The organism is Butyricicoccus sp. AM78-15b2TA (genome assembly GCF_027665985.1).
Lineage (GTDB): Bacteria > Bacillota > Clostridia > Oscillospirales > Butyricicoccaceae > Agathobaculum > Agathobaculum butyriciproducens.
Map to the genome: position 1 here is coordinate 77746 of NZ_JAQEHY010000008.1, position 26299 is coordinate 104044.

General features: G+C 58.9%; 23 protein-coding genes. 21 read left to right on the forward strand and 2 right to left on the reverse strand.

What is annotated here, in order from left to right; translation table 11 throughout:
- Positions 1-101: 101 nt before the first annotated feature.
- From priA to PGS25_RS09330, 18 genes are all read left to right on the forward strand, one after another.
- Positions 102-2552 carry a replication restart helicase PriA gene (priA, locus tag PGS25_RS09245; RefSeq protein ID WP_118730262.1) on the forward strand — a complete coding sequence of 817 codons (2451 nt, stop codon included), beginning with the start codon at positions 102-104 and terminating at the stop codon, positions 2550-2552.
- 35 nt (positions 2553-2587) lie between these two features.
- A complete protein-coding gene (locus tag PGS25_RS09250) occupies positions 2588-3187 on the forward strand; it encodes a GNAT family N-acetyltransferase (protein WP_270418386.1) in 600 nt (199 codons plus the stop codon).
- A 4-nt stretch (positions 3188-3191) separates the two neighbouring features.
- The gene (def, locus tag PGS25_RS09255) at positions 3192-3683 is read left to right on the forward strand and encodes a peptide deformylase (protein WP_110435113.1); all 492 of its coding nucleotides are present in this window, start codon (positions 3192-3194) and stop codon (positions 3681-3683) included.
- Positions 3683-4606 (forward strand): methionyl-tRNA formyltransferase, encoded by a 924-nt coding sequence (gene fmt, locus PGS25_RS09260; RefSeq protein ID WP_270418388.1) that lies wholly within the window; start codon positions 3683-3685, stop codon positions 4604-4606. Before def ends, fmt begins: the two co-directional genes overlap by 1 nt.
- A gap of 92 nt (positions 4607-4698) precedes the next feature.
- Positions 4699-5409: a zinc metallopeptidase gene (locus PGS25_RS09265; protein WP_119189900.1), complete on the forward strand. Its 711-nt coding sequence runs from the start codon at positions 4699-4701 to the stop codon at positions 5407-5409.
- Positions 5399-6745, forward strand: coding sequence for a 16S rRNA (cytosine(967)-C(5))-methyltransferase RsmB (rsmB, locus tag PGS25_RS09270; RefSeq protein ID WP_270418390.1), 1347 nt, complete (start codon positions 5399-5401; stop codon positions 6743-6745). Before PGS25_RS09265 ends, rsmB begins: the two co-directional genes overlap by 11 nt.
- A 130-nt stretch (positions 6746-6875) precedes the next feature.
- Positions 6876-7925, forward strand: a complete 1050-nt coding sequence (gene rlmN, locus PGS25_RS09275) for a 23S rRNA (adenine(2503)-C(2))-methyltransferase RlmN (protein WP_270418392.1) — start codon at positions 6876-6878, stop codon at positions 7923-7925.
- Between the two features lie 44 nt (positions 7926-7969).
- The gene (locus PGS25_RS09280) at positions 7970-8722 is read left to right on the forward strand and encodes a Stp1/IreP family PP2C-type Ser/Thr phosphatase (protein WP_118564022.1); all 753 of its coding nucleotides are present in this window, start codon (positions 7970-7972) and stop codon (positions 8720-8722) included.
- Between the two features lie 6 nt (positions 8723-8728).
- Positions 8729-10831, forward strand: coding sequence for a Stk1 family PASTA domain-containing Ser/Thr kinase (gene pknB / locus PGS25_RS09285; RefSeq protein WP_270418396.1), 2103 nt, complete (start codon positions 8729-8731; stop codon positions 10829-10831).
- A gap of 249 nt (positions 10832-11080) precedes the next feature.
- Complete coding sequence (rsgA, locus tag PGS25_RS09290) at positions 11081-11980, forward strand: ribosome small subunit-dependent GTPase A (RefSeq protein WP_243022142.1); 900 nt, start codon at positions 11081-11083, stop codon at positions 11978-11980.
- Complete coding sequence (locus PGS25_RS09295) at positions 11950-12606, forward strand: thiamine diphosphokinase (protein ID WP_117488788.1); 657 nt, start codon at positions 11950-11952, stop codon at positions 12604-12606. Before rsgA ends, PGS25_RS09295 begins: the two co-directional genes overlap by 31 nt.
- A 147-nt stretch (positions 12607-12753) precedes the next feature.
- Positions 12754-13953, forward strand: coding sequence for a pyridoxal phosphate-dependent aminotransferase (locus PGS25_RS09300; RefSeq protein WP_270418400.1), 1200 nt, complete (start codon positions 12754-12756; stop codon positions 13951-13953).
- Between the two features lie 302 nt (positions 13954-14255).
- Positions 14256-15686 carry an adenylosuccinate lyase gene (gene purB / locus PGS25_RS09305; RefSeq protein WP_117488786.1) on the forward strand — a complete coding sequence of 477 codons (1431 nt, stop codon included), beginning with the start codon at positions 14256-14258 and terminating at the stop codon, positions 15684-15686.
- 329 nt (positions 15687-16015) lie between these two features.
- A complete protein-coding gene (secD, locus tag PGS25_RS09310) occupies positions 16016-18406 on the forward strand; it encodes a protein translocase subunit SecD (RefSeq protein WP_270418402.1) in 2391 nt (796 codons plus the stop codon).
- Between the two features lie 220 nt (positions 18407-18626).
- Entirely contained in the window at positions 18627-19082 is a 456-nt protein-coding gene (gene nrdR, locus PGS25_RS09315; protein ID WP_270418404.1) for a transcriptional regulator NrdR, read from the forward strand.
- Between the two features lie 59 nt (positions 19083-19141).
- Positions 19142-19732 (forward strand): HD domain-containing protein, encoded by a 591-nt coding sequence (locus PGS25_RS09320; protein WP_270418407.1) that lies wholly within the window; start codon positions 19142-19144, stop codon positions 19730-19732.
- A gap of 105 nt (positions 19733-19837) precedes the next feature.
- Entirely contained in the window at positions 19838-20083 is a 246-nt protein-coding gene (locus tag PGS25_RS09325) for a hypothetical protein (RefSeq protein WP_118285681.1), read from the forward strand.
- Positions 20080-20346 carry a phage holin gene (locus PGS25_RS09330; protein WP_270418408.1) on the forward strand — a complete coding sequence of 89 codons (267 nt, stop codon included), beginning with the start codon at positions 20080-20082 and terminating at the stop codon, positions 20344-20346. Before PGS25_RS09325 ends, PGS25_RS09330 begins: the two co-directional genes overlap by 4 nt.
- 72 nt (positions 20347-20418) lie before the next feature.
- Here the strand turns inward: PGS25_RS09330 and hisC are convergent, their stop codons facing one another.
- Positions 20419-21474 carry a histidinol-phosphate transaminase gene (gene hisC, locus PGS25_RS09335; protein WP_270418410.1) on the reverse strand — a complete coding sequence of 352 codons (1056 nt, stop codon included), beginning with the start codon at positions 21472-21474 and terminating at the stop codon, positions 20419-20421.
- Between the two features lie 272 nt (positions 21475-21746).
- Here hisC and PGS25_RS09340 point away from each other — a divergent pair, with 272 nt between their 5' ends.
- A complete protein-coding gene (locus PGS25_RS09340) occupies positions 21747-22997 on the forward strand; it encodes a replication-associated recombination protein A (RefSeq protein ID WP_199667355.1) in 1251 nt (416 codons plus the stop codon).
- Between the two features lie 52 nt (positions 22998-23049).
- Here PGS25_RS09340 and PGS25_RS09345 read toward each other — a convergent pair whose 3' ends face one another.
- A complete protein-coding gene (locus tag PGS25_RS09345) occupies positions 23050-23988 on the reverse strand; it encodes a S1 RNA-binding domain-containing protein (RefSeq protein ID WP_270418412.1) in 939 nt (312 codons plus the stop codon).
- 119 nt (positions 23989-24107) lie between these two features.
- On the opposite strand from PGS25_RS09345, the gene PGS25_RS09350 reads away from it, so the two are divergent.
- Both PGS25_RS09350 and feoB read left to right on the forward strand, forming a co-directional pair.
- A complete protein-coding gene (locus tag PGS25_RS09350) occupies positions 24108-24347 on the forward strand; it encodes a FeoA family protein (protein ID WP_118647765.1) in 240 nt (79 codons plus the stop codon).
- On the forward strand, positions 24344-26191 hold the full coding sequence (gene feoB / locus PGS25_RS09355) for a ferrous iron transporter B (protein ID WP_270418415.1): 1848 nt from the start codon (positions 24344-24346) through the stop codon (positions 26189-26191). The genes PGS25_RS09350 and feoB overlap by 4 nt, the downstream gene beginning before the upstream one ends.
- Positions 26192-26299 lie beyond the last annotated feature (108 nt).

Sequence of the window (26299 nt, forward strand, 5' to 3'; positions counted from 1 at the left end):
AAACAAAGGAAATTGGAGTCAAGAGGATAGAAACCTTGGTGTCTATCCTTTTGTTCCCGCGGCGAAACCGCCGCAAGATAAGAGAAAGGTTGGTGTGTTCCTTGGCGGAAAAAATCTGTGCGGCCGCCGTGGATGCGGCAACCTATGCCATCGACAAGCTATATTCTTACCGTGTGCCGGACGAGCTGCGGGAACAGGTGCAGATCGGCACCCGCGTTCTCGTGCCGTTCGGCTTTGGCAATAAACGGGCGGAAGCGGTGGTGCTCGCCTTCCGCGAGGATGCGGGCGAGTTCAAGCTCAAGCCCATCGTGGAGGTGCTGGACGAAACGCCGATTCTGACCGCCGAGCAGCTGAGACTCGCGGCGTGGATGCGGGAGAGATTGTACTGCACCTACTTCGACTGCGTACACGCCATGCTGCCCGCCGGCTTGTGGTTCAAGCGAAACGAGACGTACACGCTCGCGCCGGACGCGGATTTGGCGGCTCTGCGGGAGCGGGACGGCGAAGACGGTCAGGTGCTGGCGCTGTTTGAGCAGCCGGGACAGACGCTTTCGGTGAGTGAGATACGCGACCGGCTCGGCAAAGGCGCGGGACAGACACTGGACGCGCTGGCAGGCGAGGGAATCCTCATCTACCACAGCAATACAGCGCAGAAAACCGGTGATAAGACCGAGAAAATGCTCCGTCTGGATATGGAAGCAAGTGAAGCCATGTCGCACATCAGCCGCCGCAGTCCGGCACGGATGGACGTGGTGTCGCTGCTGTCGGACGGCGGTGCGATGAGCCAGAAGGAAATCGTCTACATGACCGGCGTGAGCGACGCCGCGCTGCGCGACATGACGAAAAAGGGCATCCTCCGCGCGGAATACGAGGAAGTGCTGCGCGCACCGGACTTTTCCGAGGTGCCGCGCGCCGCGGCTCCGGTGCTTTCGGCGGCGCAGCAGCAGGCGTATGACGGCATGGCGGCGCTCATGGACGAAAACGCGCCTCGTGCGGCGCTTCTGTTCGGCGTGACCGGCAGCGGCAAGACGCAGGTATACCTGCAGCTGATCGCGCACGCGCTTGAGCAGGGCAAAAGCGCCATTGTGCTCGTGCCCGAGATCGGACTGACACCGCAGCTTCTGCGGCAGTTTGCGGCTCGATTTGGCGAAGAAGTCGCGGTTCTGCACTCGGCGCTGTCCGCCGGTGAGCGGTATGACAGCTTCAAGAAGATAAAAACCGGCAGAGCAAGGGTGGTCATCGGCACACGCTCGGCGGTGTTCGCGCCCGCGAAGAACCTCGGCGTTATCATCATCGACGAGGAGCAGGACGCGGCGTACCGCTCGGAGCAGTCGCCGCGCTACCATGCGCGGGATGTGGCAAAGTACCGCGCGGCGCAGACGGACGCGCTGCTCGTGCTCGGCTCGGCAACACCGTCGGTCGAGACGTATTACGGCGCAAAACAGGGAAAATACCCGGTTTTCACGCTCACCGAGCGGTTTCTCGGTGCCGGACTGCCCGAGGTCATCATCTCGGACATGCGCGGTCTGGCACGCGAGGGACGGAGCGGCATCATCGGGCCTGACCTCGAGCGCGAACTGATCAGCACGCTCGAAAAGGGAAAGCAGGCCATCCTGTTCCTCAACCGGCGCGGCAACAGCCGCGTGATCGGCTGCGGCGTGTGCGGCTGGGTGCCCGAGTGCCCGTCCTGCTCGACTACCATGACCTACCATTCAGTGTCCGGCCGCGCGATGTGCCACTACTGCGGCGCATCCATCAAGATAACCGGCAAGTGCCCGGCCTGCGGCAGCACGAGCCTGTTCACCGAAACGCCCGGCACGCAGAAGCTGGAGGAGGAGCTGCATGAGCGGTTTCCGTCCGCGCGGGTGCTCCGCATGGACGCGGACACCATGACCGCCAAGGGCGCACACGAACGCCTGCTGAATCAATTCGGCAAAGGCGAAGCCGATATCCTTATCGGCACCCAGATGGTGACCAAGGGACTGGATTTTGAGAACGTCACGCTGGTCGGTGTGCTGGACGCGGACCAGAGCCTGTACGCGCAGGACTACCGCGCGCATGAGCGCACGTTTTCGCTCATCACGCAGGTGGTCGGCCGCGCCGGACGGCGATTTGACACCGGCCGCGCCGTGATCCAGACGTACAGCCCGCTGCATCCGGTCATCCTGACCGCCGCGCGGCAGGACTACGAGGCGTTCTACGAGAGCGAAATGCAGACGCGCGAAGCGCTTCGGTGCCCGCCCGTGTGCGACATCACCATGATAACCGCCGTCGGTGAACTGGAGCAGCAGGTGCTCAGCAGTCTGCTCGCGCTCAAAACGCGCTTGCAGAGCCTGATGGAAGGGCAGTTTGCCGATGTGAAAGCGCCCGTGCTCGGCCCTGCCGCGGCGCAGATGGTCAAGGTGATGGGACGGTATCGCTACCACCTCACCATCCGTGCGAAGGACTGCGCAAGATGGCGCAGGCTCATCTCGGGCGTGCTGCGGGAGTTTATGCAGGACGGTAAAAACCGGGGCGTTACTGTGTTCGCGGATTCCAATAATGAAATGTAGCAGTAATTGAGACCCCGGCAAAGAAGGTTAATTCAATGAGTAAATTTGTCATTCGCAAGGCAACAGAAAACGATGCAGAATCGCTTTTGAAGATTTACGAGCCTTACATAACGGATACAACCATCACGTTTGAATATGAGGTGCCGACGGCTGAAGCGTTTGCGGACCGTATCCGCGAAACGGCGGCTGCGTTTCCGTATCTCGTCTGCGAGTGTGACGGCGTTATCATGGGTTACGCCTACGCGCACCGCATTCGTGAGCGCGCGGCATACGACTGGGATGCGGAGCTGTCCATCTATCTGGCACAGGGCACCCACGGACATGGTGTGGGCACGACCGTGCTGGCGTGCCTGATCGACCTGCTCGAGCTGCAGGGGCTGCGCCACCTGTACAGCTGCGTGACCCTGCCGAACGAAAAGAGCATCCGCATGCAGCGCAGACTGGGCTTTGCGGACGCAGGCGTGTGGCACGACTCCGGCTGGAAGTTTGACGGCTGGCACGATGTGGCATGGCTGGAAAAGCATATCGGCAGCGGAAAGCCGCAGCCGGTGACGCCGTTTCCGGCGCTCGATGAGAAAAATATACAGGAATGTTTACAAAAATACATGGATAAGCTGAATCAAGTGGAGGAATAAAACAATGGCACTGAGAAAGATTTTGACCGAGGGCGACGAGCAGCTCTTAAAGCACAGCCGCAAGGTAGAGAAGTTTGACGACCGCCTGCATACGCTGATCGACGATATGCGCGAAACGCTGGAGAACTCCGGCGGCGTTGGTCTGGCAGCACCGCAGGTGGGAATCCTGCGCCGCGTTGTTGTGCTGCTGGATGTGAACAAGGAGCCGGAGGAGATGGTCGAGCTGGTAAACCCGGAAGTCATCGAGCAGAAAGGCTCCGAGCGCGTTGTCGAGGGCTGCCTGTCCGTGCCGGGCGTTTACGGCTATGTGACCCGTCCGACCTGGGCGAAGATTCGCGCACAGGACCGCAATGGCAACTGGTTCGAGCGCGAAGGCGAGGGCATTGTAGCGCAGTGCTTCTGCCACGAGACCGAGCATCTGGACGGCCATCTGTTCACCGAGAAGGTCGAGGAGTATATCGACCCGGAGGCAATGCAGGGTGGTGACGAGGAATAATGCGTATCGTATTCATGGGCACGCCGGACTTCGCCGTGCCGAGCCTGCAGGCGCTCATCGACGCCGGACATGACGTCTGCGCCGTGTACACCCAGCCGGATAAGCCGCAGGGCCGCAAGCAGATTCTCACTGCACCGCCGGTGAAAACGCTCGCACTTGAGCATGATATTCCGGTTTTCCAGCCGAATACCCTCAAAAATGAGGACGAGCAGGCGCGTCTGCGCGAGCTGGCACCCGAGGTTATCATCGTAGTGGCCTACGGCAAGCTGCTGCCCAAGGCGGTGCTCGATATCCCGCCGCACGGCTGCATCAACGTGCATGGTTCACTGCTGCCGCGCTGGCGCGGCGCCGCGCCCATCCAGTGGGCTGTTATCGCGGGCGACGAAATGGCAGGCGTTACCACCATGCAGATGGCGGAGGGTCTGGACACCGGCGATATGCTGCTCACCTATGAGACCAAGGTCGGTGAGAAGGAGACCGCAGGCGAACTTTTTGACCGTCTGGCACAGTCTGGTGCGGAACTTTTGATCCAAACGCTCGTCAAATTAGATGAGATCACGCCGCGTCCGCAGGACGATGCACAGAGCTGCTACGCCCATATGCTGGATAAGCAGATGGCGGTGATCGACTGGAACAAGTCCGCACATGAAATCGACTGTCTGATTCGCGGTTTGAATCCGTGGCCGATCGCGCTGACCACGCTTTCCGGCGAAAGACTGAAGGTGTTTGCCGCCGAAAAGGCAAACGGCAGGGGAGAGCCGGGCACGGTGCTCGAAGCCGACCCGAAAAAGGGGCTGACCGTGGCGTGCGGAGAGGGCGCGCTTAAACTGACCGAGATTCAGCTGGTCGGCGGCAAGAGAATGAAGGCGACGGACTTTCTCAGAGGACACAGTCTGGAAGTTGGCGTGAAGCTGGGAGAGTAATAAAGAGAGTGAAGAGTGTAGAGTGAAGAGTGGAGAGAACGTAATCTTCACTCTACACTCTCCAATCTCCACTCTGAATTGGAGGGTTTTTAATGCCTTACTATGGTTATTACGGAATTGACATGTACTACATCGTACTGGTTCTGCCGTGCGTTTTATTTGCATTCTGGGCGCAGAGCAAGGTAAACAGCACGTTTAACCGCTACTCGCGGGTGCAAAATCTGCGGGGACTGACCGGCGCACAGGCGGCGGAGGCTGTCCTGCGGTACAACGGCGTTTCCGGTGTGCGGATCGAGTACGTTTCCGGCAAGCTGACCGACCATTTTGACCCGAGAAGCAATGTCATTCGCTTATCGAGTGCGGTGTACTCGTCCACGTCGGTGGCGTCCATCGGCGTTGCCGCGCACGAGGCAGGGCACGCGGTGCAGTACGCCATCGGCTATGCGCCGATCAAGCTGCGTGCGGCGATCATCCCGCTGACGCAGTTCGGCTCGATGGCGGCGATGCCGCTGCTGATCCTCGGCCTGATCCTGAACACGAGCACGCTCGTCACGATCGGCATTGCGGCGTTCGGTCTTTCCACGCTGTTCCAGCTGGTGACCCTGCCGGTGGAGCTGGATGCATCCCGCCGCGCTTTGCAGACCATTCAGCAGAACGGCCTGCTGACCGCAGACGAGTACCCGATGGCGAAAAAGACGCTCACGGCGGCGGCGCTGACCTATGTTGCCGCGCTGGCGACCTCGCTGGCACAGCTGCTGCGTCTGGTGCTGATTTTTGGAGGAAGAGACCGCAATGATAGATAAACGCCCCAAAACACCGCGTGAGGTGGCGGCATTCTCGCTGTTTTCCATGGCAGAGGAGGCCGCCTGGTCGGACGGTGCGCTGCACCACTATTTATCCCGCGCGGGACTGGACAGCCGCGATGCGGCGCTGGCCTCGCGGCTGACCTACGGCACGGTGCAGAACCAAATTTTACTGGACTGGTACCTGCGGCACTTCTCGAGCGTGCGGCTGAAAAAGATCGCGCCGCGTGTGCTGGCGTGCCTGCGGATGGGTCTTTACCAGCTCATCTTGATGGACAAGATTCCCGCGCATGCGGCGGTTGCCGAGACGGTCGCGCTGGTCAAGCACTACTGCCATGCAAATGACCGCACGGTCGCCTTTGTCAATGCGGTGCTGAGAAATGCCGCAAATGCGGCTCAAAACGGCTCTTTGCCGCGCCTGAACTGTCCGGATAAGGAAAGCTACTACGCGCTGCAGTACAGCCACCCGGAGTGGCTCGTGCGCCTGCTTTCCGAGCAGTACGGCCAGAAGCTGACGCAGAAAATCTGTCAGGCGGATAACGCGGACGCGCCGATTTCGGTGCGCGTGAACACGATGAAATGCACGTCTGCCGAGGCTCAGGCAGAGCTGGAGGCCGCCGGACTGACCGTGCAGCCGCACGAGGCATTCCCGGAAATCCTGCTGTGCAGCGGCGGAGACGCAGCCGCGCTTCCGGCGTTTATCGAGGGCCGCGTGACCGTGCAGGACGCGGCAAGCGCACTCGCGGCGGTGGTCGCTGACCCGAAACCGGGCAGCACCGTGCTCGATTGCTGCGCGGCGCCCGGCGGCAAGAGCTTTGCCATGGCTGAAAAAATGCAGGGGAAAGGCAGCGTCACCTCGTGCGATATTTACGAGCACAAGCTGAAGCGCATCCGCGACGGCGCAGCCCGCCTCGGATTGCCGAATATCCGCACCGAGCTGCAGGACGCATCGGTCTGCCGCGAGGAATGGAAGGACAGCGCGGACGTTGTGCTGTGCGACGTGCCCTGCTCGGGACTAGGCATTATCCGCAAGAAACCCGAAATCCGGTTCAAGAATCCGGACGAAATTCAGACTTTGCCGGAGATTCAGGCGAAAATCCTTGCAAACTGTGCACAGTATGTAAAGAAGGGCGGCACGCTCGTCTACTCGACCTGTACCATCCTGCAGCGGGAAAACGAGGACGTTGTCCGCGCGTTTCTCACCGAAAACCCGGAGTTTGAAGCGGTTTCTTGGACGCATCCGGTCTGCGGAGAGAGGGCAGACGGTATGGTGACATTGCTGCCGCCCGTTCACAATACGGATGGGTTCTTTATTGCGAAAATGTACCGTAAGTGATAGCGGAACCGCAGGGCGGGGCACCCCGCCCTACGGTATATTTGTTAAACGGTTATAAGGTTATATAAATTGACAATCGGCGGAACAATCCGCCATATAAGAAACAAGAGAAGATTTGAAGGAGAGACACATGGTCGAAATCAAATCCCTTACAATAGATGAACTGAAAAGCGCTTTGAAGGAAATGGGCGAAAAGCCGTTCCGTGCGGGACAGATCTTCAAATGGCTTCACGAGGGTGTGGAGTCCTTTGAAGAGATGTCCAACTTATCCAAGGACTTACGGGCGCGTTTAGCGGAAAATTTCCTGCTGACCGTACCGGAGGTCGCCCGCAAGCAGGTGAGCCGTGTTGACGGCACGGTGAAATACCTATGGCGTCTGCGGGACGGCAACTGCGTGGAGTCCGTACTGATGCACTACGAGCACGGCGTGTCCGTCTGCGTTTCGACGCAGGTCGGCTGCCGGATGGGCTGCAAGTTCTGTGCCTCCGGTCTGAACGGACGCACGCGCAGTCTGTCCGCAGGCGAGATTCTGGACGAAATCCTGTTCATGCAGAAGGACAGCGGCGAAAAGGTCTCCAACATTGTGCTGATGGGCACCGGCGAGCCGCTCGACAACTACGACAACGTGCTCAAGTTCCTGCATCTGGTAAGCTGTCCGGAGGGGATCAACATCGGACAGCGCCATATCTCCTTGTCAACCAGCGGAATTGCTGATAGAATAGAGATGTTAGCACGGGAAAAGCTGCAGATCACGCTGTCTGTGTCGCTGCACGCACCGGATGACGAAACACGCTCGTCCATCATGCCGGTGAACGACGCGTATCCGGTCGAGCGCTTGATGAAGGCGTGCCGGTACTATTTCGACACCACCGGACGGCGCATTTCCTACGAGTACATGATGGCGCGCGACAAGACCGACCGCCCGTGGCAGGCCGACCTGCTGGCGAAGCTGCTGAAAGGAAGACCGGCGCACGTCAACCTCATTCCGCTGAATGAGGTGGCGGAAAGCCCGCTGAAACCGTCCAGACCGGAAACCGTCCGCAAGTTCCAGCAGGCGCTCGAGAAGCGCGGCGTTACCGCGACCGTAAGGCGCAAGCTGGGTCCGGATATTGATGCGGCCTGCGGTCAGCTCCGTCAGCGGCAGCTGAAGGAGGACAAAAAGAGCAGTTCTCGTGATTAACTTGAATATTCTCACATATAAACACAATCGAAGGAGGTTGTGAAATGGAATATTTCGGCTTGACCGATAAGGGACGGGTGCGCCCGACCAATCAGGATATTTTTCAAATCGAAGCGCGGGAGGACAACCGGACCGCGCTCCTCGTCGTGTGCGACGGCATGGGCGGTGCAAATGCGGGCAACGTAGCCAGCCGCTTTGCCGCGCAGAGCTTTATCGAGTCCGCGGGTGACGCTTTAAGCGGCACGCTGGACGAAACGGCACGGCAGAACCTGCTGACGCAGGCGCTCAAGCAGGCGAACGAGACGGTTTTCTCTCTGGCGGGCAGGCAGCCGGAGTTCCGCGGTATGGGCACGACGCTGGTTGCCGCGCTCATTCAGGGCGACTGCGCGACCGTTATCAACGTGGGTGACAGCCGCGCGTACCGCTTTGACGGCGAAGCTATGCACCAGATCAGCGAGGACCACTCCTATGTGGAGGAAATGCGCCGCCGCGGCAAGATCACCGAGGCGGATGCGCGCACCCATCCGCAGAAAAACCTCATCACCCGTGCGGTAGGCGTGGAGCCGTATGTCGAAGGCGACCTGTTTGAAGTGCGCCTGACCGAAAAGGACATGCTGCTGCTCTGCTCGGACGGTCTGACCGGCATGGCGGAGGACAGCCGGATCGCGGAGGTGCTGGCAAACGCGCCGACGCTCGAGCTGGCCGGTGACGCGCTGCTGCAGCTGGCGCTTGACGGCGGCGGCCGCGACAACATCACCGTTGCGCTGTTCACCCTCGGCAAAAAGCAGGGAGCGTGACGGACTATGGATAAATATATCGGCAGTATGCTCGGCGGACGCTATCAGATTGAGGAAATCGTCGGCGTCGGCGGCATGGCGGTCGTTTACCGGGCGCGGGATACCGTTCTCGGGCGCGATGTGGCACTCAAGGTGCTCAAAAAGGAGTTCGCGGAGGACCCGGATATCCGCAAGCGGTTCTCCATTGAGTCGCGCGCCGTTGCCAAGCTGAGCCACCACAATATTGTTTCCGTGTTCGACGTCGGCAGCGAGGACGGCACGGATTATATCGTTATGGAGCTGATTGAGGGCATCACCCTCAAGCAGTATCTGCAGCGCAAGGGCCATCTGTCGTGGCAGGAGACCATTTTCTTCGCTGAGCAGGTTGCCCGCGCACTTATGCACGCACACTCGCGCGGCATCATCCATCAGGACGTTAAGCCGCAGAACGTTATCATTCTGCGGGACGGCACGGCAAAGCTGACCGATTTCGGCATTGCCTCGTTCGCTGCCGCGCAGGAGACCCGCGTGGTGCAGGAGGCCATCGGCTCGGTACACTATATCTCGCCGGAGCAGGCCAAGGGCAGCAAGATCGACTACCGCACCGACCTGTACTCGCTCGGCGTGATGATGTACGAAATGCTGACCGGCAAGCTGCCGTTTGAGGGTGAAACCGCGCTCCAGATCGTCATGCAGCACATCAATGAGGTGCCGATCATCCCGAGTGCGTTTGTGCCGGGCATTCCAAAGGGCATGGACGACATTGTCATGCACGCCATGAGCGCGAACATCAGCCGCCGGTACGAGTCCGCGGAAAAGATGTACGAGGATATGGAGCAGATCCGCTCGGACCCGAACGCGCGATTCCACTATGTGGCAAGCGAGGACAACTCGGGCGAGACGCAGATCATCGGCGCGGACATTCAGCGCGCGGCGCGCCGCAGTGCGGCAGAGCATGAAGCCGCTTCTGTTGAGGGCGCAGCTGCGCCGCGCACCCGCACGCGCACGCAGACCCAGCCCCGCACCCGCACCGGTTTCCGCAAAAAAGAGCAGGATGAGCCGAACGGCTTTTTTGAAAAGCTGGCCGAACGGCCCGGCATGGCGGTCGGCATGGCGGTCGGCGTGATTGCGGTGATCAGTCTGCTGCTGGTCGGCATTCTGATGCTCACCGGCAGCAGCGACAAGTCGGAGAAGATTATCGTGCCCGACCTCCTCGGACGCAATATCGATGAAGTGATGGCCGACCCGGATATAACCGACAACTTCACGGTAAAGGAAGCGACCGAACGGCAGGAATCCGACCGTCCGGTCGGTGAGATACTCGAGCAGGACCCGAACGCCGACGGTAAGAAAAAGGCAACCAAGGGTACGATCATCACGGTAACGGTGTCCTCGGGCGGCGAAAACGTCAAGGATACCTACAAGGTGATCGACTTTACCGGCAAGACGCTCGATTATGTACAGGCGGCGCTGGCATCGCACGACATCAAGTGCGAGGTTGTTGAGGAATACAGCGACGACGTGGAGGAAGGCAAGGTCATCCGCACCGACCCGGAGGCAGGCACCGAGCTGGAAAAGGGCGCGACGCTGACCGTCTATATCAGTAAGGGCAAGCAGAAGGACGATAACGAAAACGTTGCTGTGCCCGGTCTGCTCGGCATGACAAAGGACCAGGCGGAAAAGGCCCTGACGGAAAAGGGTCTGTCCATCGGTTCGGTGAACGAGGTCGAGAGCACCGCTGAGGCCGGTTCGGTCGTATGGCAGTCGCAGGATGCGGGCGCGGAGGTCGCAAAGGGCACTGTCGTCAACATCCAGATCTCCAAGGGCAAGAGCGCATCGAACAATAACTCGCCGGATAACGGCGGCGGCAATTCCGGCGGTCAGGACAACGGCGATGGCGGCTACGATGATACGCCGAGCCTCGGCAGTGCGACCATTCCGGTTTCGCTGCCGGACAACACGGATACCGCGCATGTTATCATCTATGTGGACGGCGTGATCCAGTATGACGACACCTGCAGCACGAGCGGCGGCAGCACGTCCATCTCGGTGAGCGGCTCGGTGGGCGACCATGATGTTACGGTCAGCGTGGACGGTTCGACTACCTCGCAGACGTACACATTCAGTTAAGGCAACACCGCACAATTAAAGCGGCGGCTCCTTGTGCAGGCTCCGGTCGCACTGCCGCGGCGCTTTGTGAAAATTTTACGCCCTGACTTTGGCTTCGGTTCCTTGCGCGAGTTCCGTCCGCGCTGCCGAAGTTTCACGGTAATACAGCAAGTATTACCGCAAAATCGCGTCTCATCAGTACGCAAAATTTATGCACAAATCGCTCTTGTTCAATTATGCGGTATTACCTTAAAAACGGAGGGATTAAGTTTGATCGAAGGGATCATTCTGAAGGGCATCGGCGGTTTCTACTATGTGGATACCGCCGAGGGTCTCATTGAATGCAAAGCACGCGGACGGTTCCGCAAGACCGTGGGCAAGCCTATTGTCGGGGACCGAGTAACGCTGGAAATCCAGCCGGAGGACGGCACCGGCTATCTGCAGACGATCGCGCCGCGCAAGAACAGCCTGATCCGGCCGGCTGTGGCGAATCTGGATCTGGTCGTTGCCGTGGCGAGCGCGGCACCGCCGGTGACCGACCCGTTCCTGATCGACAAGGTAACGGCGATCGCGGTGCACAAGAACATGGACGCACTGGTCGTCATCAACAAGACGGACGCGAATCCGGGTGACGAGCTGTATGAAACCTACCGCAGGAGCGGCATCGAGGTGCTGCGCGTGAGCGCGCACACCGGCGAAGGCATTGACGCACTGCGCGAGCGCATCCGCGGCAGGGTGAGCGCGTTTGCGGGCAACTCGGGTGTCGGCAAGTCGAGCGTGCTCAACCGGCTGGACAGCTCGTTCGGCGCTGAGGTCGGTGCGATTTCGGATAAGATCGGCCGCGGCAAGCACACCACCCGTCATGTGGAGCTGCACCCGATCGAAGGCGGCGGCTATATCGCGGACACGCCCGGCTTCTCCTCGTTTGAGACCGAGCAGATGGATTTGGTGCTTGCCGAGGATCTGCAGTACGCATTTCCGGAGTTCGAGCCGTACATCGGGCAGTGTAAATTCACCGGCTGCGCGCATGTCAAGGAGAAGGGCTGCGCCATCCTTGCGGCGGTGGAAAACGGCGAAATTGCGAAAACCCGTCATGAAAGCTATGTAAAGCTGTACGAAAGTGTAAAGGATCTGAAGGAATGGGAACTTACCAAGGGCGGCACGCGCTGATTTTTGCGGCTGCACCGGAAACCGATTACGGTTACATCCGCGCGTTTCTGCGCGAGCATCCGTCCGCGCTCGTTGCGTGTGCGGACGGCGGCCTGCGGCATGCGCGGGCACTCGGTCTGCACCCGGATTTCATGATCTCCGACCGGGATTCCATGACCGAGGTGGAGGGAGAGGACGTTATCCTCTTGAAGCCCGAAAAGGACGACACGGATTCGCAGAGCTGTCTGCGCGAGGTGTTCCGCCGCGGCTGCCGCGAGGCAACGCTCGTGTGTGCGACCGGCGGGCGCATCGACCATATGCTGGCAAATCTCTCGCTGCTTGAGGAAGCAAAAACGCTCGGCGGCCACCTGACCATCCTCGATCCGTACAACCGCGTCGAGCTGCATCAGGGCGGACGGCAGGAATTCATCATGCCGGAGACGTTTACCTACTTCTCGGTCGTGCCGATGGACGCGGTGCTCGAGGGCGTGACCATCGAGAATGCAAAATATGAATTAACGAACGGCACGGTTACCCGTGTCGGCATGATCTCCACCTCGAACGAGGCAAAACCGAACAGCCGCTTTGCCGTCACGATTGAACGGGGAACGGCTCTGATTATCTTCTCGCGCGACCGTGTTTTGTGAAAATTCCACACCTGACCCGCCAATATCGGCGGGTTTTTTTATTGTGTCGATTTTGCAATTTATTAAGTCAGGACTTGCAAAAATAAGTTCGCAGGCATATAATAAAAACACATGATAACTGATGAGAGATATAAGGGAGTGCTGAGCATGGCATTGAAGCCGATTTCCAAGATTGCAGCAGGTGTGCAGGCGTCCACGACGCTGGCCATTGATTCGCTGTTCAAGCAGATGAAGGCAGAGGGCAAGGACGTTGTCGGCTTTGGTGCCGGTGAGCCGGATTTTCCGACGCCGGAGCACATCAAGCAGGCCGGTATTGAGGCCATTGAGAACAACCAGACCAAGTACACGCCGGCAGCCGGTCTGATGGATCTGCGCAAGGCAGCCTGCTACCGTCTGAAGGAGGACTGCGGTCTGGACTACGAGCCGACGCAGATCGTTGTGGCTTCGGGTGCAAAGCACTCGGTTTATATCGCGCTGATGACGCTGTGCAACCCGGGCGATGAGGTCGTTATCGCGGCTCCGTACTGGGTAAGCTACTCCGAGATGGTAAAGCAGGCAGGTGCAATCCCGGTCATCGTAGCCGCAACCGAGGAGGCGGACTTCAAGATCACCGCAGAGCAGCTGGATGCCGCCATTACCGACAAGACCAAGGTGTTCATGCTGAACTCTCCGTCCAACCCGACCGGCATGGTATACACCAAGGCCGAGCTGGAGGCGATCGCTGAGGTTTGCTGCCGCCATAACATCTACGTTATCGCGGATGAGATTTACTGCAACCTTGTATACGATAACAACGAGTTTGTGTCCTTCGCTTCTCTGGGCGAGGACGTGAAAGAGCGCACCATTCTGGTCAACGGCGTATCCAAGAGCTACGCGATGACCGGCTGGCGTATCGGCTACAGCGCGTCCAATCCGCAGCTGGCCAAGGTGATGGCGAACTACCTGAGCCACTCCACCTCTGCACCGTCCACCATTTCGCAGCAGGCGGCTATCACTGCACTGACCGGCCCGCAGGAGGATATGCAGGTGATGAAGCAGGCGTTCGAGCAGCGCCGCGACCATCTGGTAGAGCGCATGAACAAGATCGAGGGCGTTTCCTGCATCAAGCCGGAGGGCGCGTTCTATGTTATGATGAACATGACCGGCTTCCTCGGCAAGACCATGTACGGCAAGGTCATCGAGAGCGCCGAGGACTTCGCGCAGCTGTTCCTTGAGAAGGGTCTGGTTGCGACCGTTCCGTGCACCGCATTTGCCGCGCCGGGCTTCATCCGCTGGAGCTATGCAACCTCGCTCACCGAGATTGACAAGGGTCTCGACCGCCTCGAAGCGTTTATCAAGAACGCGTAAGCCTTCGTAATTCCGAGCAGCACTCTGAAAAGGGTGCTGCTTTTTGGTTTCTGCACCGAACCTCTGGGGCACTTGAACCGCGCAGCCGGTGCAGGAAAAAGGGGAGGACGCAAAATCTAACGGCGAAACCGCTGCAAACTTTGTTTATTGCTACAAGATAGCGCAAAACCGGTCGGTTTTGCTTGAAATGACCGGTGCAAAGTGTTAAACTAAAATCGGACTGTTATGGAAGATTAGATACCATCCAAGTCCGTTATTTCGTTATAATTTGGATAAAATACACACCGGAAAGGACGAATAACATGAACAACGTGTACGAAAGCCCGCTTTCTTCGCGCTACGCTTCCAAGGAGATGCTCTACACCTTCTCCTCGGATATGAAGTTCTCCACCTGGCGTCGGCTGTGGCTGTCGCTGGCTAAGGCGGAGCGGGCGCTCGGTCTGCCGATCACGCAGGAGCAGGTGGACGAGATGGCCGCGCACCTGACCGACATCGACTACGATATGGCCCGTCAGCGCGAGAAGGAGGTACGCCATGACGTTATGGCGCACGTTTACACCTTCGGCAAGGCGGCTCCCAAGGCGGCCGGCATTATCCACCTCGGCGCTACCAGCGCGTATGTCGGCGACAATACCGACATCATCCAGATCCGCGAGGGTCTGCTGCTGGTTCGCAAAAAGCTGGCGACCGTACTGGACAAGCTGGCGCAGTTCGCGGATGCGCACAAGTCCCAGCCGACCCTCGGCTTCACCCACTTCCAGCCGGCGCAGCTGACCACGGTCGGCAAGCGCGCTACCCTGTGGATGAACGAGCTGCTGATGGATTTGAACGAGGTAGAATACCGCATCGAAAACCTGCGCATGCTCGGCAGCAAGGGCACGACCGGCACGCAGGCGTCCTTCATGGAGCTGTTTGACGGCGACGAGAGCAAGGTTAAGGAGCTGGAGAAGCGCATTGCCGACGATTTCGGCTTTGCAGGCGTGGTTCCGGTCTCCGGCCAGACCTACTCCCGCAAGATCGACGCGCAGACGCTCGCAACGCTCGCCGGTATCGCAGAATCCGCTTCCAAGTTCGCAACCGACCTGCGTCTGCTGCAGCACCTGAAGGAAGTAGAGGAGCCGTTCGAGAAGAACCAGATCGGCTCGTCCGCTATGCCGTACAAGCGCAACCCGATGCGCTCCGAGCGTATCTGCGCACTGGCGCGCTACGTCATCTGCGACAGCCTGAACCCGGCGTTCACCTCGGCTACCCAGTGGTTCGAGCGCACGCTCGACGACTCTGCGAACAAGCGCATTTCCGTGCCGGAGGCATTCCTTGCCGTTGACGCAATCCTCAACATCATGATCAACGTCGTTTCCGGTCTGGTCGTTTACCCGAAGGTCATCGAGGCGCACGTTATGAACGAGCTGCCGTTCATGGCAACCGAGAACATCATGATGGACGCCGTAAAGCGCGGCGGCAACCGTCAGGACCTGCACGAGCGCATCCGCGAGCACTCCATGGCTGCGGGCAAGCGCATCAAGGAGGAGGGTCTGGAGAACGATATGGTTGACCGCATTGCCGGTGACCCGATGTTCGGCATGACCCGTGAGCAGATCCTCGAGCACCTCGACCCGTCCGCTTACATCGGCCGCTGCCCGTCTCAGGTAGACGAGTTCCTGAACGAGTGTGTTCGTCCGGCGATCGCGCCGTACCTCACCGGTGAGGATGTAAAGGTAGAGATCAACCTTTGATTCGTTTCAGATCACAGTCTGAAACGAGATAGGATGTACCGCACACGGCGCGGATACATCACGGGCGCATATTTGCGCGCCGCACGCGGCACACAAATATGCTTACCGGTATAAAAACCGGTGCTAACCTTACGCGGCATTAAAAAGCTGCGCTGCACAGGTACATGCCCCACGGTTTTTATGAATATCCCGCGCAGCGGGATATTCTATTGCACACGCGCCACAGGCGCGGAATTGTTATACAATATGTGCAGAATGATTGACTTTTTGGCTATTATGCTGTATACTAAATCAGTTGTGTAACAAAAAAATAAAGGAGGCACTTGCAAGTGAAAAAGAGTGTAACTTCCTTTATCGCGGTCATGCTGATCATCATTTTCCTCGGCGTGACGGCGGTAACAGGAGTGTACATTCCGGGCGGCTGGACCATGCCGTTCCGGAACACGGCAACGTCCGACACGTCTGCGACGGATACGAGCGATACCTCGTCTACCGACAGCAGCGCAGACAAGGCGGACAACAAGGCAGACAGCACGGATGCGTCTGCTGACACCTCTGCTGACTCGGCTTCGACCGATTCTGCAGACACGACAGACTCCGGTCTGAAGGCCATCATCCCGAGCGTACTCGATACCGACAACGGTATCCGTCTGGGTCTGGATCTGGTCGGCGGCTCCCGTATCGTATACGAGGCCGAAATCCCGGACGGCTACGACACCAGCAACCTGTCCGACGACATGAACTCGGTACAGAAGGTCATCCGTCAGCGACTGACCGGTAAGGGCTTTACCGAGGCTACCGTATCCCTCAGCGGCGAGAACCGCGTAACGGTTGAGATCCCGCAGATCACCAACCCGGAGGAGGCCGTACAGACCCTCGGCACCACCGCACAGCTCACCTTTGTTGATGCTGACGGCAAGGAGTGGCTGACCGGCTCTGACGTTAAGAAAGCTACTTACGGCTATGGCCGCCCGACCGGCAACGAAGTTGCGGATACCCATTATGTAGAGGTACAGTTTACCTCTGAGGGCAAGCAGAAGTTTGCTGAAGCGACCGAGAGCATCGCGGCCCGCACTGACGGCACCAACGTGATGGCTATTGTCATGGACGATCAGGTTATTTCCGCACCGTCCGTTTCTTCCAAGATCGACAGCGACAGCTGCGTAATCTCCGGCTCGTTCACCCGCGACAGCGCGACCGAGCTGGCAAACCTCATCAACGCAGGTCAGATCCCGTTCTCGCTCAAGCAGGTAGAGCTTCGCTCTGTCGGCCCGCAGCTGGGCGCAGACGCGATGAGCTCCAGCCTGAAGGCAGGTATGATCGGTCTGATCCTCGTTATGCTGTTCATGATCATCATGTACCGCGTTCCGGGCGTTGTTTCCTGCTTCGCTCTGTGCTTCTACATGGTTATCGAGGCGCTGCTGTTCAGCCTGATCCGCGTAAACCTGTCCCTGCCGGGCATTGCAGGTATTATCCTGTCCATCGGTATGGCGGTTGACGCAAACGTCATTATCTTCGAGCGCATCAAGGAGGAAATGGCTGCCGGCAAGACCGTCAAGAGCGCTATCGACTCCGGCTTCAAGCGTGCATTCACCGCAATTCTGGACTCCAACATCACCACCCTGATCGCGTGCGGCGTGCTGTTCTTCCTCGGCACCGGCACGATCGTCGGCTTCGCTACCACGCTGGGCATCGGTGTTATCGTGTCCATGTTCACCGCGCTGACCATCACGCACTTCCTGCTCAACCGCATGGTGGATTTCCACATCCGCAACCCGAAGGCTTACGGTCTGCGTGAGCGCAAGGAAGAGAAGAAGCATTTCCCGATCCTCAAGAACTTCAAGATCTTTGGCGGTATCTCTGTCGTACTGGTCGCTACCGGCCTTGTCGCGCTGATCCTGCTGCCGTTCGGCAAGAACCTGTTCAACCTGAGCATCGACTTTGCCGGCGGTACCGAGATGGAGTTCAACATGCATACCGCTGTTACGCAGGATATCCAGACCGAGGTCAGCGATCTGTTCAAGGACGCAACCGGTGTGGACGCATCCTCTGTAACCTCCTCCGGTGACGGCAACGAGGACGTGCTGATCCGCTCCACCTCGATCGATTCCGAGCAGCGTGCTGCCGTGATCGACAAGATGCTGGAGAAGTACAGCCTTGCCGATACCGATATCCTCAACAACAACGACGTATCCGCTTCTGTCGGCAGCGACCTGCAGCGTTCGGCATTCCTCTGCTCGATCCTTGCAATCCTGCTGATGCTGGTGTACATCACCTTCCGCTTCGAGCTGACCAGTGGTCTGGCTGCGATCTGCTGCCTGGTTCACGACCTGCTCGTTATGCTGAGCGTTTACGTTCTGCTGCAGATTCCGCTCGACAGCAACTTCATTGCTGCTGCACTGACCATCCTCGGCTACTCCATCAACGCGTCCATCATCGTATTCGACCGCGTTCGTGAAAACCTGCGCACCGCGCGCAAGGAGCCGTTTGAGGTCATCGGCGAGAAGAGCATCTGGCAGACCATGGGCCGTACCATCAACACCACGCTTACCACGCTGTTCACCATCGGCATGGTATACATCCTCGGTGTTCCGTCGCTCAAGCAGTTCACGCTGCCGCTGATCGTCGGTATCCTGGCCGGCGGCTGGTCGTCTGTTATGCTGTCTACCGGTCTGTGGGGCTTCTTCCGTAAGAAGTTCCGCCGCCGTCGCAAGATCTAACGACTATCGAAAAGGCACCCGTTCGGGTGCCTTTTTTGCGTTTGTTTATCGGCACAGGGTGACCGGCACAGAGAAAAGAGCCGCCCGGATAGGGCAGTGCAGGAAAAGGTGCCGCTTTATCACAATAAAAAATTGACTTAACAGCACCCCGCGTAGTATAATAACAGCAGACAGATAACAAACCACGCGTGTGAAGCGGTGTTCACAAGGGGGAAGTACGATGAAGTGCCCATTTTGCAGCTTTGAAGACAGCAAGGTCGTGGACTCCCGTCCGACGGACGAGGGTACCAGCATCCGCCGCCGGCGTGAATGTCTCCACTGCGGAAAACGCTTTACCACCTACGAGACGGTGGAGCGCATGCCGCTTATGCTGATCAAGCGCGATGGCACCCGGCAGGCGTATGACCGCCAGAAGCTGCTCAACGGTCTGGTGAAGGCGTGCGAGAAACGCCCGGTTTCGCTGATGCAGCTGGAACAGATCGTCGATCACGTCGAGCAGAAGCTGTTCAGCTCGCTCGAAAGCGAGGTTTCCAGCAAGGTCATCGGTGAGCTTGTCATGGAGCAGCTGCGTAAGGTTGATGAGGTCGCGTATGTGCGGTTTGCCTCGGTCTACCGCCAGTTTAAGGACATCAACACCTTTATGGAAGAGCTGAACACGCTCCTCAAAGATAAATAATTCGGCGGGTATGGCGCAGGCTGTACCCGTTTTCATTTCGGCAGAAAGAAGGCAGATTTATGGACGAACGGCTGCAGAAACAGCTGAATTTCATTCTTGAGATCGACAAGGAGAAGAATATTTTCCGGCAGACGCATCTCTCCGGTCACGGCCGCCGCGAGAACGACGCCGAGCACGCATGGCACATGGCCATCATGGCGTATCTGCTGCAGGAATATTCCAACGAGCCGGTGGATGTGGCGCGGGTCATGCTCATGTGCCTGCTGCACGATGTGGTGGAGATTGACGCAGGCGACACCTATGCCTACGACGCCGACGGTCTGAAGACGCAGAAGACGCGCGAGGACGCGGCAAAGCAGCGCATTTATTCGCTCCTGCCGGACGACCAGAAGCACGAGCTGATGGCTGTTTTTGACGAATTTGAGGCCGATGAGACAGCCGAGGCGCACTTTGCCCACGCGATGGACAATCTGCAGCCGCTTCTGCTCAACAACAGCAACGGCGGCAGCGACTGGGCTGACCACGATGTGACCGCCAAGCAGGTCTACGGTCGCCAGAGCCGCACGGAGAAAGGCTCGGCGTACCTGTATGAGCTGACAGATAACATTCTGCAGGCGAACATCGAAAAGGGTGCGCTCAAAGAAAAATAAAAGAAAATAGAAATAGTTTTCGACCGAGTTGACCATTCGTGGTCAATTTTCCCCTCTGAACGGCGTATGGGTGCAGGCACTTATGCAAAGCAAGGAGGTGAAAACGTGTCAGCTGAGATCATCATTGCGGGACTGAGTCTGCTGGGGACGCTGGCGGGCACGGCCGGCGGCATTATCGTCTCCGGAAAGCTGGTTAATTACCGCATCGAACAGCTTGAAAAGAAGGTCGAAAAGCACAATAACCTCATCACCCGAACCTTCAGGCTGGAGCAGCAGGTCGCGCTGCTGGACGAGCGTGTCCGCGTGGCTAACCACCGCATCAGTGATTTGGAAAAGGAGGAAGTCGAGTGAACTGGAAGGTGCGGCTTAGGAATCCGGTATTCTGGGTGCAGATCGTCGTGAGCGCGTTCGCTGCGGTGCTGGCGTATGCCGGTCTGACCGCCGCTGACCTCACCACCTGGGAGAGTGTCGGCGCGCTGCTCTGCAATGCGGTGCGCAATCCGTATTGCCTGTTCCTTGTGCTGTCGAGCGTGTGGAACGCCGTCAATGACCCGACAACTAAGGGTGTCGCGGACAGCGAACGGGCAAAGCAGTATACCATTCCGCAGAAGTAAACAGAAAAAATCCCTCTCATAGAGCAATGTCAGCTTAACTTACTGACATTGCTCGTTTGAGAGGGTTTTTCCTTACAGAATCTCTTTCAGCGCGGCGATAAGCTTATCCATCTGCTCATCTGTGCCGACGGTGATACGCAGGTAATTATCAATGCGCGGCAGCTTGAAATAGCGGATAAAGATACCCTTTTCGCGCAGGGCGGCGAAGATATCTGGTGCTTTCTTGTTCGGGTGGGTGACAAACAGGAAATTTGTCAGCGACGGCAGCACGGTAAAGCAGAGCGCCCGCAGCGCCTCCGCCGAGCGGTCACGGGTGGTGCTGACCTTACGGCAGGTCTGCTGGAAATAATCCTCGTCGCGGATGGATGCCTCACCGACAGCGAGTGCGATGGCGTCCATCGTGTACGAGTTGTACGAGTTTTTAACCGCTTCGAGCGTGGAAATCAGCGTCTCCGAGCCGAGCGCGTAGCCGATGCGCATGCCCGCGAGCGAGCGCGACTTGCTGGTTGTCTGCACGATGAGCAGGTTTTCGTACTTGCCGAGCAGCGGAACCGCGCTCTGCGCGCCGAAGTCCACATACGCCTCGTCGATGATGACAACGCAGTCCTGATTGTGCTGCAGCAGGTCCTCGAGGAACTCGAGCGTTACGCCGCGTCCGGTCGGCGCGTTCGGATTCGGCAGCACGATACCGCCGTTCGGCTTGTCGTAATCACGCACATTGACGCAGAAATCCTCGTCAAGCGGCATGTTTTCGTACGGAATGCGGAACAGATCGCACCAGACCGGATAGAACGAGTAGGTGATGTCCGGATAGAGGATAGGCTTGTCCGAGCAGAAGAACGACTGGAACGCCAGCGCGAGCACATCATCCGAGCCGTTGCCGAGGAATACCTGCGACGGCTGCAGGTCAAACCGCTCTGCGATAGCGGTTTTGAGTGCTTTCGCGTTCGCATCTGGGTAAATCGCGAGTTTTGCGGCGTCAAACGTGCGCAGAACCTCGGTCACGCCCGGAGCGGGCGGGTACGGGTTTTCGTTGGCGTTCAGCTTGATGATATTGTCGGTTTTCGGCTGCTCGCCCGGCACATACGGGTCGATCTTGCGCAGCTTATCGAGAAAAGGCTTGTCCATGGGAAGACCTCCTGTGTTCGTTTTCTTTGATGGGGATAGTTTATCATAATAAAGCGATAAAGTCAAGAGGGTTTGTCGATAACTAAAATTTGTGGTATAATTCATAACATATGAACGATAATCGTAGGGCGCGACGACTCGGCGCGCCGCATTGAACGGTATGCAGATGGTTTACAACGGCGTGCTGAGGTCGTCCTCCAGAGGACCATCTCTTGCCCTGCAGGGCAATTCACCTTGTCACGCCCTACGAAAAAAATGGTTAAGGTGAAATTATGTACCAACCTTTAGCAGACAAAATCCGTCCGAAGACTTTGGACGATGTGGTCGGGCAGCGGCATTTACTGGGCGAAAACGGCCTTTTGCGCCGCGTCATTGAAAGCGGCAGCATCCCGAACCTGATATTTTACGGGCCGTCCGGCGTGGGCAAGACCACGGTCGCGTCCATCATCGCGCAGCAGACCGACCGCAAGCTGTACCACCTGAACGCCACCACAGCGGGCATTGCCGATATCAAGGCGATCATCGACGAGCTGGACACCTTTCTTGCGCCGAACGGTGCGCTTGTGTACCTCGATGAGATCCAGTATTTCAACAAAAAGCAGCAGCAGAGCCTGCTGGAGTTCATCGAAACCGGCAAGATCACGCTCATCGCATCCACGACGGAAAACCCGTATTTTTACATCTACAACGCGATTTTAAGCCGCTGCACGGTATTCGAGTTCAAGCCGGTCGAGGCTGCCGATATGCGCCGTGCAGTGGAACGTGCGTTGAAACTTGCCATGGGCGAGGACGCAAAGCCGGTCGAGGACGGCGTGGCAGATTACATCGCGCAGGCGGTCGGCGGCGACGTGCGAAAGGCGCTCGGCGCGGTCGAGCTGCTCGTCTCCGGTGCGGGGGCGGACGGCATTACGCTCGCGGACGCGCAGCAGGCGGCGCAGCGCTCCAACATGCGCTACGACCGCGATGGTGACAGCCATTACGATATCCTCTCGGCGCTGCAGAAGTCCGTGCGCGGCTCCGACCCGGACGCGGCGCTGCATTATCTCGCGCGGCTGCTCGAGGCAGGCGATATGATCTCCGCGGCGCGGCGCATGCTTGTCATTGCAAGTGAGGATATCGGTTTGGCGTACCCGCAGTGCGCCGCCATCGTCAAGGCGTGCGTGGACAGCGCGTTCCAGCTGGGATTGCCCGAGGCGCGGATTCCGCTCGCGGAAGCGATCATTTTGATGGCAACTGCGCCCAAATCCAACAGTGCCATCAATGGCATTGATGCCGCCATTGCCGATATTCGGGCGGGCAGGGCAGGCGATATTCCGGCGCACCTCAAGGATACGCATTACGGCGGCGCAAAGAAATTAGGCCGCGGGTTGACGTATCAGTATCCGCATATGTACCCCAACCATTGGGTGCAGCAGGAGTATCTGCCTGAGGAGCTGCGCGGCGCACAATACTACGAATACGGCCCGAATAAGACCGAACAGGCCGCGAAAGCGTACTGGGATAGAGTGAAAAATCAGAAATAATGGAAAATGGAGAATGAACGTGACGGTTTCATTCTCCATTTTTTTTCGCTGTTCACTCGAAAACGGTTTTAACCGGCTTTTTATCGCACCCAACCGGCGTATAGGTCCACGCATCAATATGTCCGCCCGTGATGAAATACCGTGGCGGTGTCGGTGCGTCATACGGTGAGAGAACGTCGATGATGGTCAGCTTTACCTTCATCCGCTGCGGCAGGATGGACTTGATGTACACGGATACCGCCATGCCGGGCCGCAGATCCGCGCGCGGCTCCGCAAGGCCGGACAGGTTGGGCGTAAGCTCGATGAACACGCCGTACGGCTCGATGGAGCGGACAACGCCGCGCACGGTCTCACCGACGGAGAACAGCGCCGCGTTCTGCGCCCAGGTGCCGAGCAGCTCGCGGTGGGTGAGTGAAATTCGCCGGTTTTCCGGCTCCACGGTGCGGACAGCGGCTAAAATGGACTGCCCGACGGTCAATCGGTCGCCCGGGTGGCAGATGCGCGACACGGACAGATTTTCGATGCCGATGAGCGACGGCACGCCGCAGCCTGCGTCCACGAATGCACCGAACGGCTCCAGATGCGTTACACGCGCCGGAATCACGTCACCCGGACGGAGGGAATCAAGCATCCGGTCCTGCGCCTTCTGCTGAACGATGGTGCGCGACAGCCACGCCGTGGGCGGGTCCGTGCTCTCGTCGATATCGGTGACGACGAAGCAGGTGGGCTTGCCCACACGCGACAGGATGGCAATCTCGCGCGTGTCGCCTTGCTCGATGCCGAGCGCGCAGGACACGCGCGGCAGGATGCCCTGCGCGATGCCGAGGTCGAACAGCAGGTCGTGCGCGGCGGTGCACCGCTGTGCGACAGCTTCCAGAATGCGTCCCTCGTCCTGCGCCTGCCGCAGCGCGCCGAGTGTCGAAAATGCCTGCCGGACCGCAGGCTGTACCATGTAGCTGCCCTCGGGCAGATAGGATTCGCTTGTTTTCATATGCAGCCGAGCCTCCTTTGGGGTCTGCCTTACTATATGTGCAGGCAGGGCGGAGTAGCACCAAATTTCGCAAAAGTGCATAGTCTGTAAGCAGAAATTATGGATAAGGGGCTGATTGGATGGCAGATTCGGCAAATATTTCGCTGTCGGCGCTGCGGGACGGACAGCGGGCGCGGGTCGCGGCGCTGCACCTCAGCGGCGGCATGCGGCGGCGCGTGCAGGATTTAGGGTTAGTGCCGGGCACGCGCGTAACCTGTGTGCGGCGTGCGCTCTCGGGCGACCCGATCGCGTACCGGATACGCGGTGCGGTGGTTGCCCTGCGTAAATGCGATGCCGCTCAAATCGAGGTGCAGCCATGAGGCGCACCGTGGCGTTGGCGGGCAACCCGAACGTCGGCAAATCGACCGTGTTCAACGCCCTGACCGGCAGCCGTCAGCACACCGGCAACTGGAGCGGAAAAACAGTCGCGTGCGCCGAGGGCAGGCTGCGCGGCGGCGGTCTGACGCTGACCGACCTGCCGGGTACTTACTCGCTGCGGGCGCACTCGGAGGAGGAGCGTGCCGCGCGGGAATTTCTGGTTTCGGGTCAGGCGTGCGCGGTGGTGCTCGTGGCGGACGCAGGCTGTCTGGAGCGCAGCCTCATCCTTGCTTTGCAGGTACTGGAGGTACAGAAAAACGCCATTCTGTGCCTGAATCTCATGGATGAAGCCGCGAAAAAGGGCATTGAGATTGATGTTGCCGCGCTCGAGCGGGAGCTTGGCATACCGGTGATACCGTGCGCCGCACGGCAGGGAAAGGGTCTGCACAAGCTCGAAGCCGCGATACGCCGAGCGGCGGCAGGCGAAAATGAAACGCACCCGACCGCCATCCGCTATCCGGCGATGGACGAGGATTTGACGGAGGAGCAGAGGGACGATATTGCAACCGCAGCGGCGGCACTCCGCGCGGAGGAGATCGCGCTGACGTGCGTCAGACAGCCGGAATGCGCCTGCGCGCGGGACGATAAAGCGGACGATGTTATCCTCAGCCGGAGGTTCGGCGTGCCGCTCATGCTTTTACTGCTCGCAGGCGTGTTTTACATCACTCTATTCGGCGCAAACGTGCCGAGCGAGTGGCTGAGCACGCATCTTCTGGCACTCGGCACGCCGTTTGCAGGCGCGCTTGCGAAGCTGGGACTGCCGCCGTTTTTCGTCTCGATGCTGACCGACGGGTTATGGCGCGTACTGGCAACCGTTGTCTCGGTCATGCTGCCGCCGATGGCGATTTTCTTCCCGCTGTTCACGCTGCTCGAGGACGCGGGCTACCTGCCGCGCGTGGCGTTTCAGCTTGACCACGCCTTCCAGTGCGCGAGAGCGAGCGGCAAGCAGAGCCTTACCATGTGCATGGGTTTCGGGTGCAACGCCTGCGGCGTGACAGGCTGCCGCATCATCGACTCGCCGCGGGAGCGGCTGATTGCCATCCTCACCAACAGCTTTGCGCCGTGCAACGGACGGTTTCCGCTGCTTATTTTTCTGTGCTCGGTGTTCTTCGCGGGCAGCGCGGCAGGCGGCGCGCTGCTGCTGACCGGCGTCATCGCGGCAAGCGTGGGCTTGACGCTGCTCGTGTCGCGCATGCTCTCGGCAACGGTTTTGCGCGGAGAGGCGGTGTCGTTTGCGCTCGAGCTGCCGCCGTACCGCATGCCGCAGATTGGGCGCGTTATCGTGCGCAGCGTGCGCGACCGGACGCTGTTCGTCCTTGCGAGAGCCGCCGCTGTGGCGGCTCCGGCGGGCGTGCTCATCTGGCTGCTCGCCAATGTGCAGATAGGGAATACCGCTATCCTGTCGCACATCACGGCATTTTTAGACCCGGCAGCGCGGGTGTTCGGAATAGACGGCGTGATTCTGCTTGCGTTCATCCTCGGCTTTCCGGCGAACGAACTGGTCATGCCGCTCATCGTGATGGGCTACCTCTCGTCCGGCACGATTGCCTCCGGCGTGGACTTTGCCTCCTTCCGCGCGCTGCTGCTGGCAAACGGCTGGACGGTGCAGACCGCGCTCTGCACACTGGTGCTCACCGTGGCGCACGCGCCGTGCTCGACAACCTGCCTTACCATCCTGCGGGAGACGCGCAGCGCAAAGTGGACACTGGCGGCGGTGCTGATTCCTGCGGGAGTCGGGCTTGCCTTTTGCATATTGATACGCTGCATGCTTGCTTCGGCAGGCTGAAAAGCAGGCAAAAGTGCGTTTTTTTTTTTTTTTTTAGGGTAAAACGTGTAAAATGTTAAAAAATCTGCATTTTCAAAACAAAATAGCTTGCATAAACCTGCAAAGAAT

What these genes read in the sequence shown, in the direction of transcription:
- purB (WP_117488786.1), top strand. Translation starts at nt 14,256, where the DNA reads ATGAACAACGTGTACGAAAGCCCGCTTTCTTCGCGCTACGCTTCCAAG.
- feoB (WP_270418415.1), top strand. Translation starts at nt 24,344, where the DNA reads ATGAGGCGCACCGTGGCGTTGGCGGGCAACCCGAACGTCGGCAAATCG.
- fmt (WP_270418388.1), top strand. Translation starts at nt 3,683, where the DNA reads ATGCGTATCGTATTCATGGGCACGCCGGACTTCGCCGTGCCGAGCCTG.
- PGS25_RS09295 (WP_117488788.1), top strand. Translation starts at nt 11,950, where the DNA reads ATGGGAACTTACCAAGGGCGGCACGCGCTGATTTTTGCGGCTGCACCG.
- PGS25_RS09350 (WP_118647765.1), top strand. Translation starts at nt 24,108, where the DNA reads ATGGCAGATTCGGCAAATATTTCGCTGTCGGCGCTGCGGGACGGACAG.
- hisC (WP_270418410.1), bottom strand. Translation starts at nt 21,474, where the DNA reads ATGGACAAGCCTTTTCTCGATAAGCTGCGCAAGATCGACCCGTATGTG.
- nrdR (WP_270418404.1), top strand. Translation starts at nt 18,627, where the DNA reads ATGAAGTGCCCATTTTGCAGCTTTGAAGACAGCAAGGTCGTGGACTCC.
- PGS25_RS09280 (WP_118564022.1), top strand. Translation starts at nt 7,970, where the DNA reads ATGGAATATTTCGGCTTGACCGATAAGGGACGGGTGCGCCCGACCAAT.
- PGS25_RS09250 (WP_270418386.1), top strand. Translation starts at nt 2,588, where the DNA reads ATGAGTAAATTTGTCATTCGCAAGGCAACAGAAAACGATGCAGAATCG.
- pknB (WP_270418396.1), top strand. Translation starts at nt 8,729, where the DNA reads ATGGATAAATATATCGGCAGTATGCTCGGCGGACGCTATCAGATTGAG.
- PGS25_RS09320 (WP_270418407.1), top strand. Translation starts at nt 19,142, where the DNA reads ATGGACGAACGGCTGCAGAAACAGCTGAATTTCATTCTTGAGATCGAC.
- def (WP_110435113.1), top strand. Translation starts at nt 3,192, where the DNA reads ATGGCACTGAGAAAGATTTTGACCGAGGGCGACGAGCAGCTCTTAAAG.
- PGS25_RS09265 (WP_119189900.1), top strand. Translation starts at nt 4,699, where the DNA reads ATGCCTTACTATGGTTATTACGGAATTGACATGTACTACATCGTACTG.
- PGS25_RS09300 (WP_270418400.1), top strand. Translation starts at nt 12,754, where the DNA reads ATGGCATTGAAGCCGATTTCCAAGATTGCAGCAGGTGTGCAGGCGTCC.
- PGS25_RS09340 (WP_199667355.1), top strand. Translation starts at nt 21,747, where the DNA reads ATGTACCAACCTTTAGCAGACAAAATCCGTCCGAAGACTTTGGACGAT.
- rsmB (WP_270418390.1), top strand. Translation starts at nt 5,399, where the DNA reads ATGATAGATAAACGCCCCAAAACACCGCGTGAGGTGGCGGCATTCTCG.
- rlmN (WP_270418392.1), top strand. Translation starts at nt 6,876, where the DNA reads ATGGTCGAAATCAAATCCCTTACAATAGATGAACTGAAAAGCGCTTTG.
- PGS25_RS09345 (WP_270418412.1), bottom strand. Translation starts at nt 23,988, where the DNA reads ATGAAAACAAGCGAATCCTATCTGCCCGAGGGCAGCTACATGGTACAG.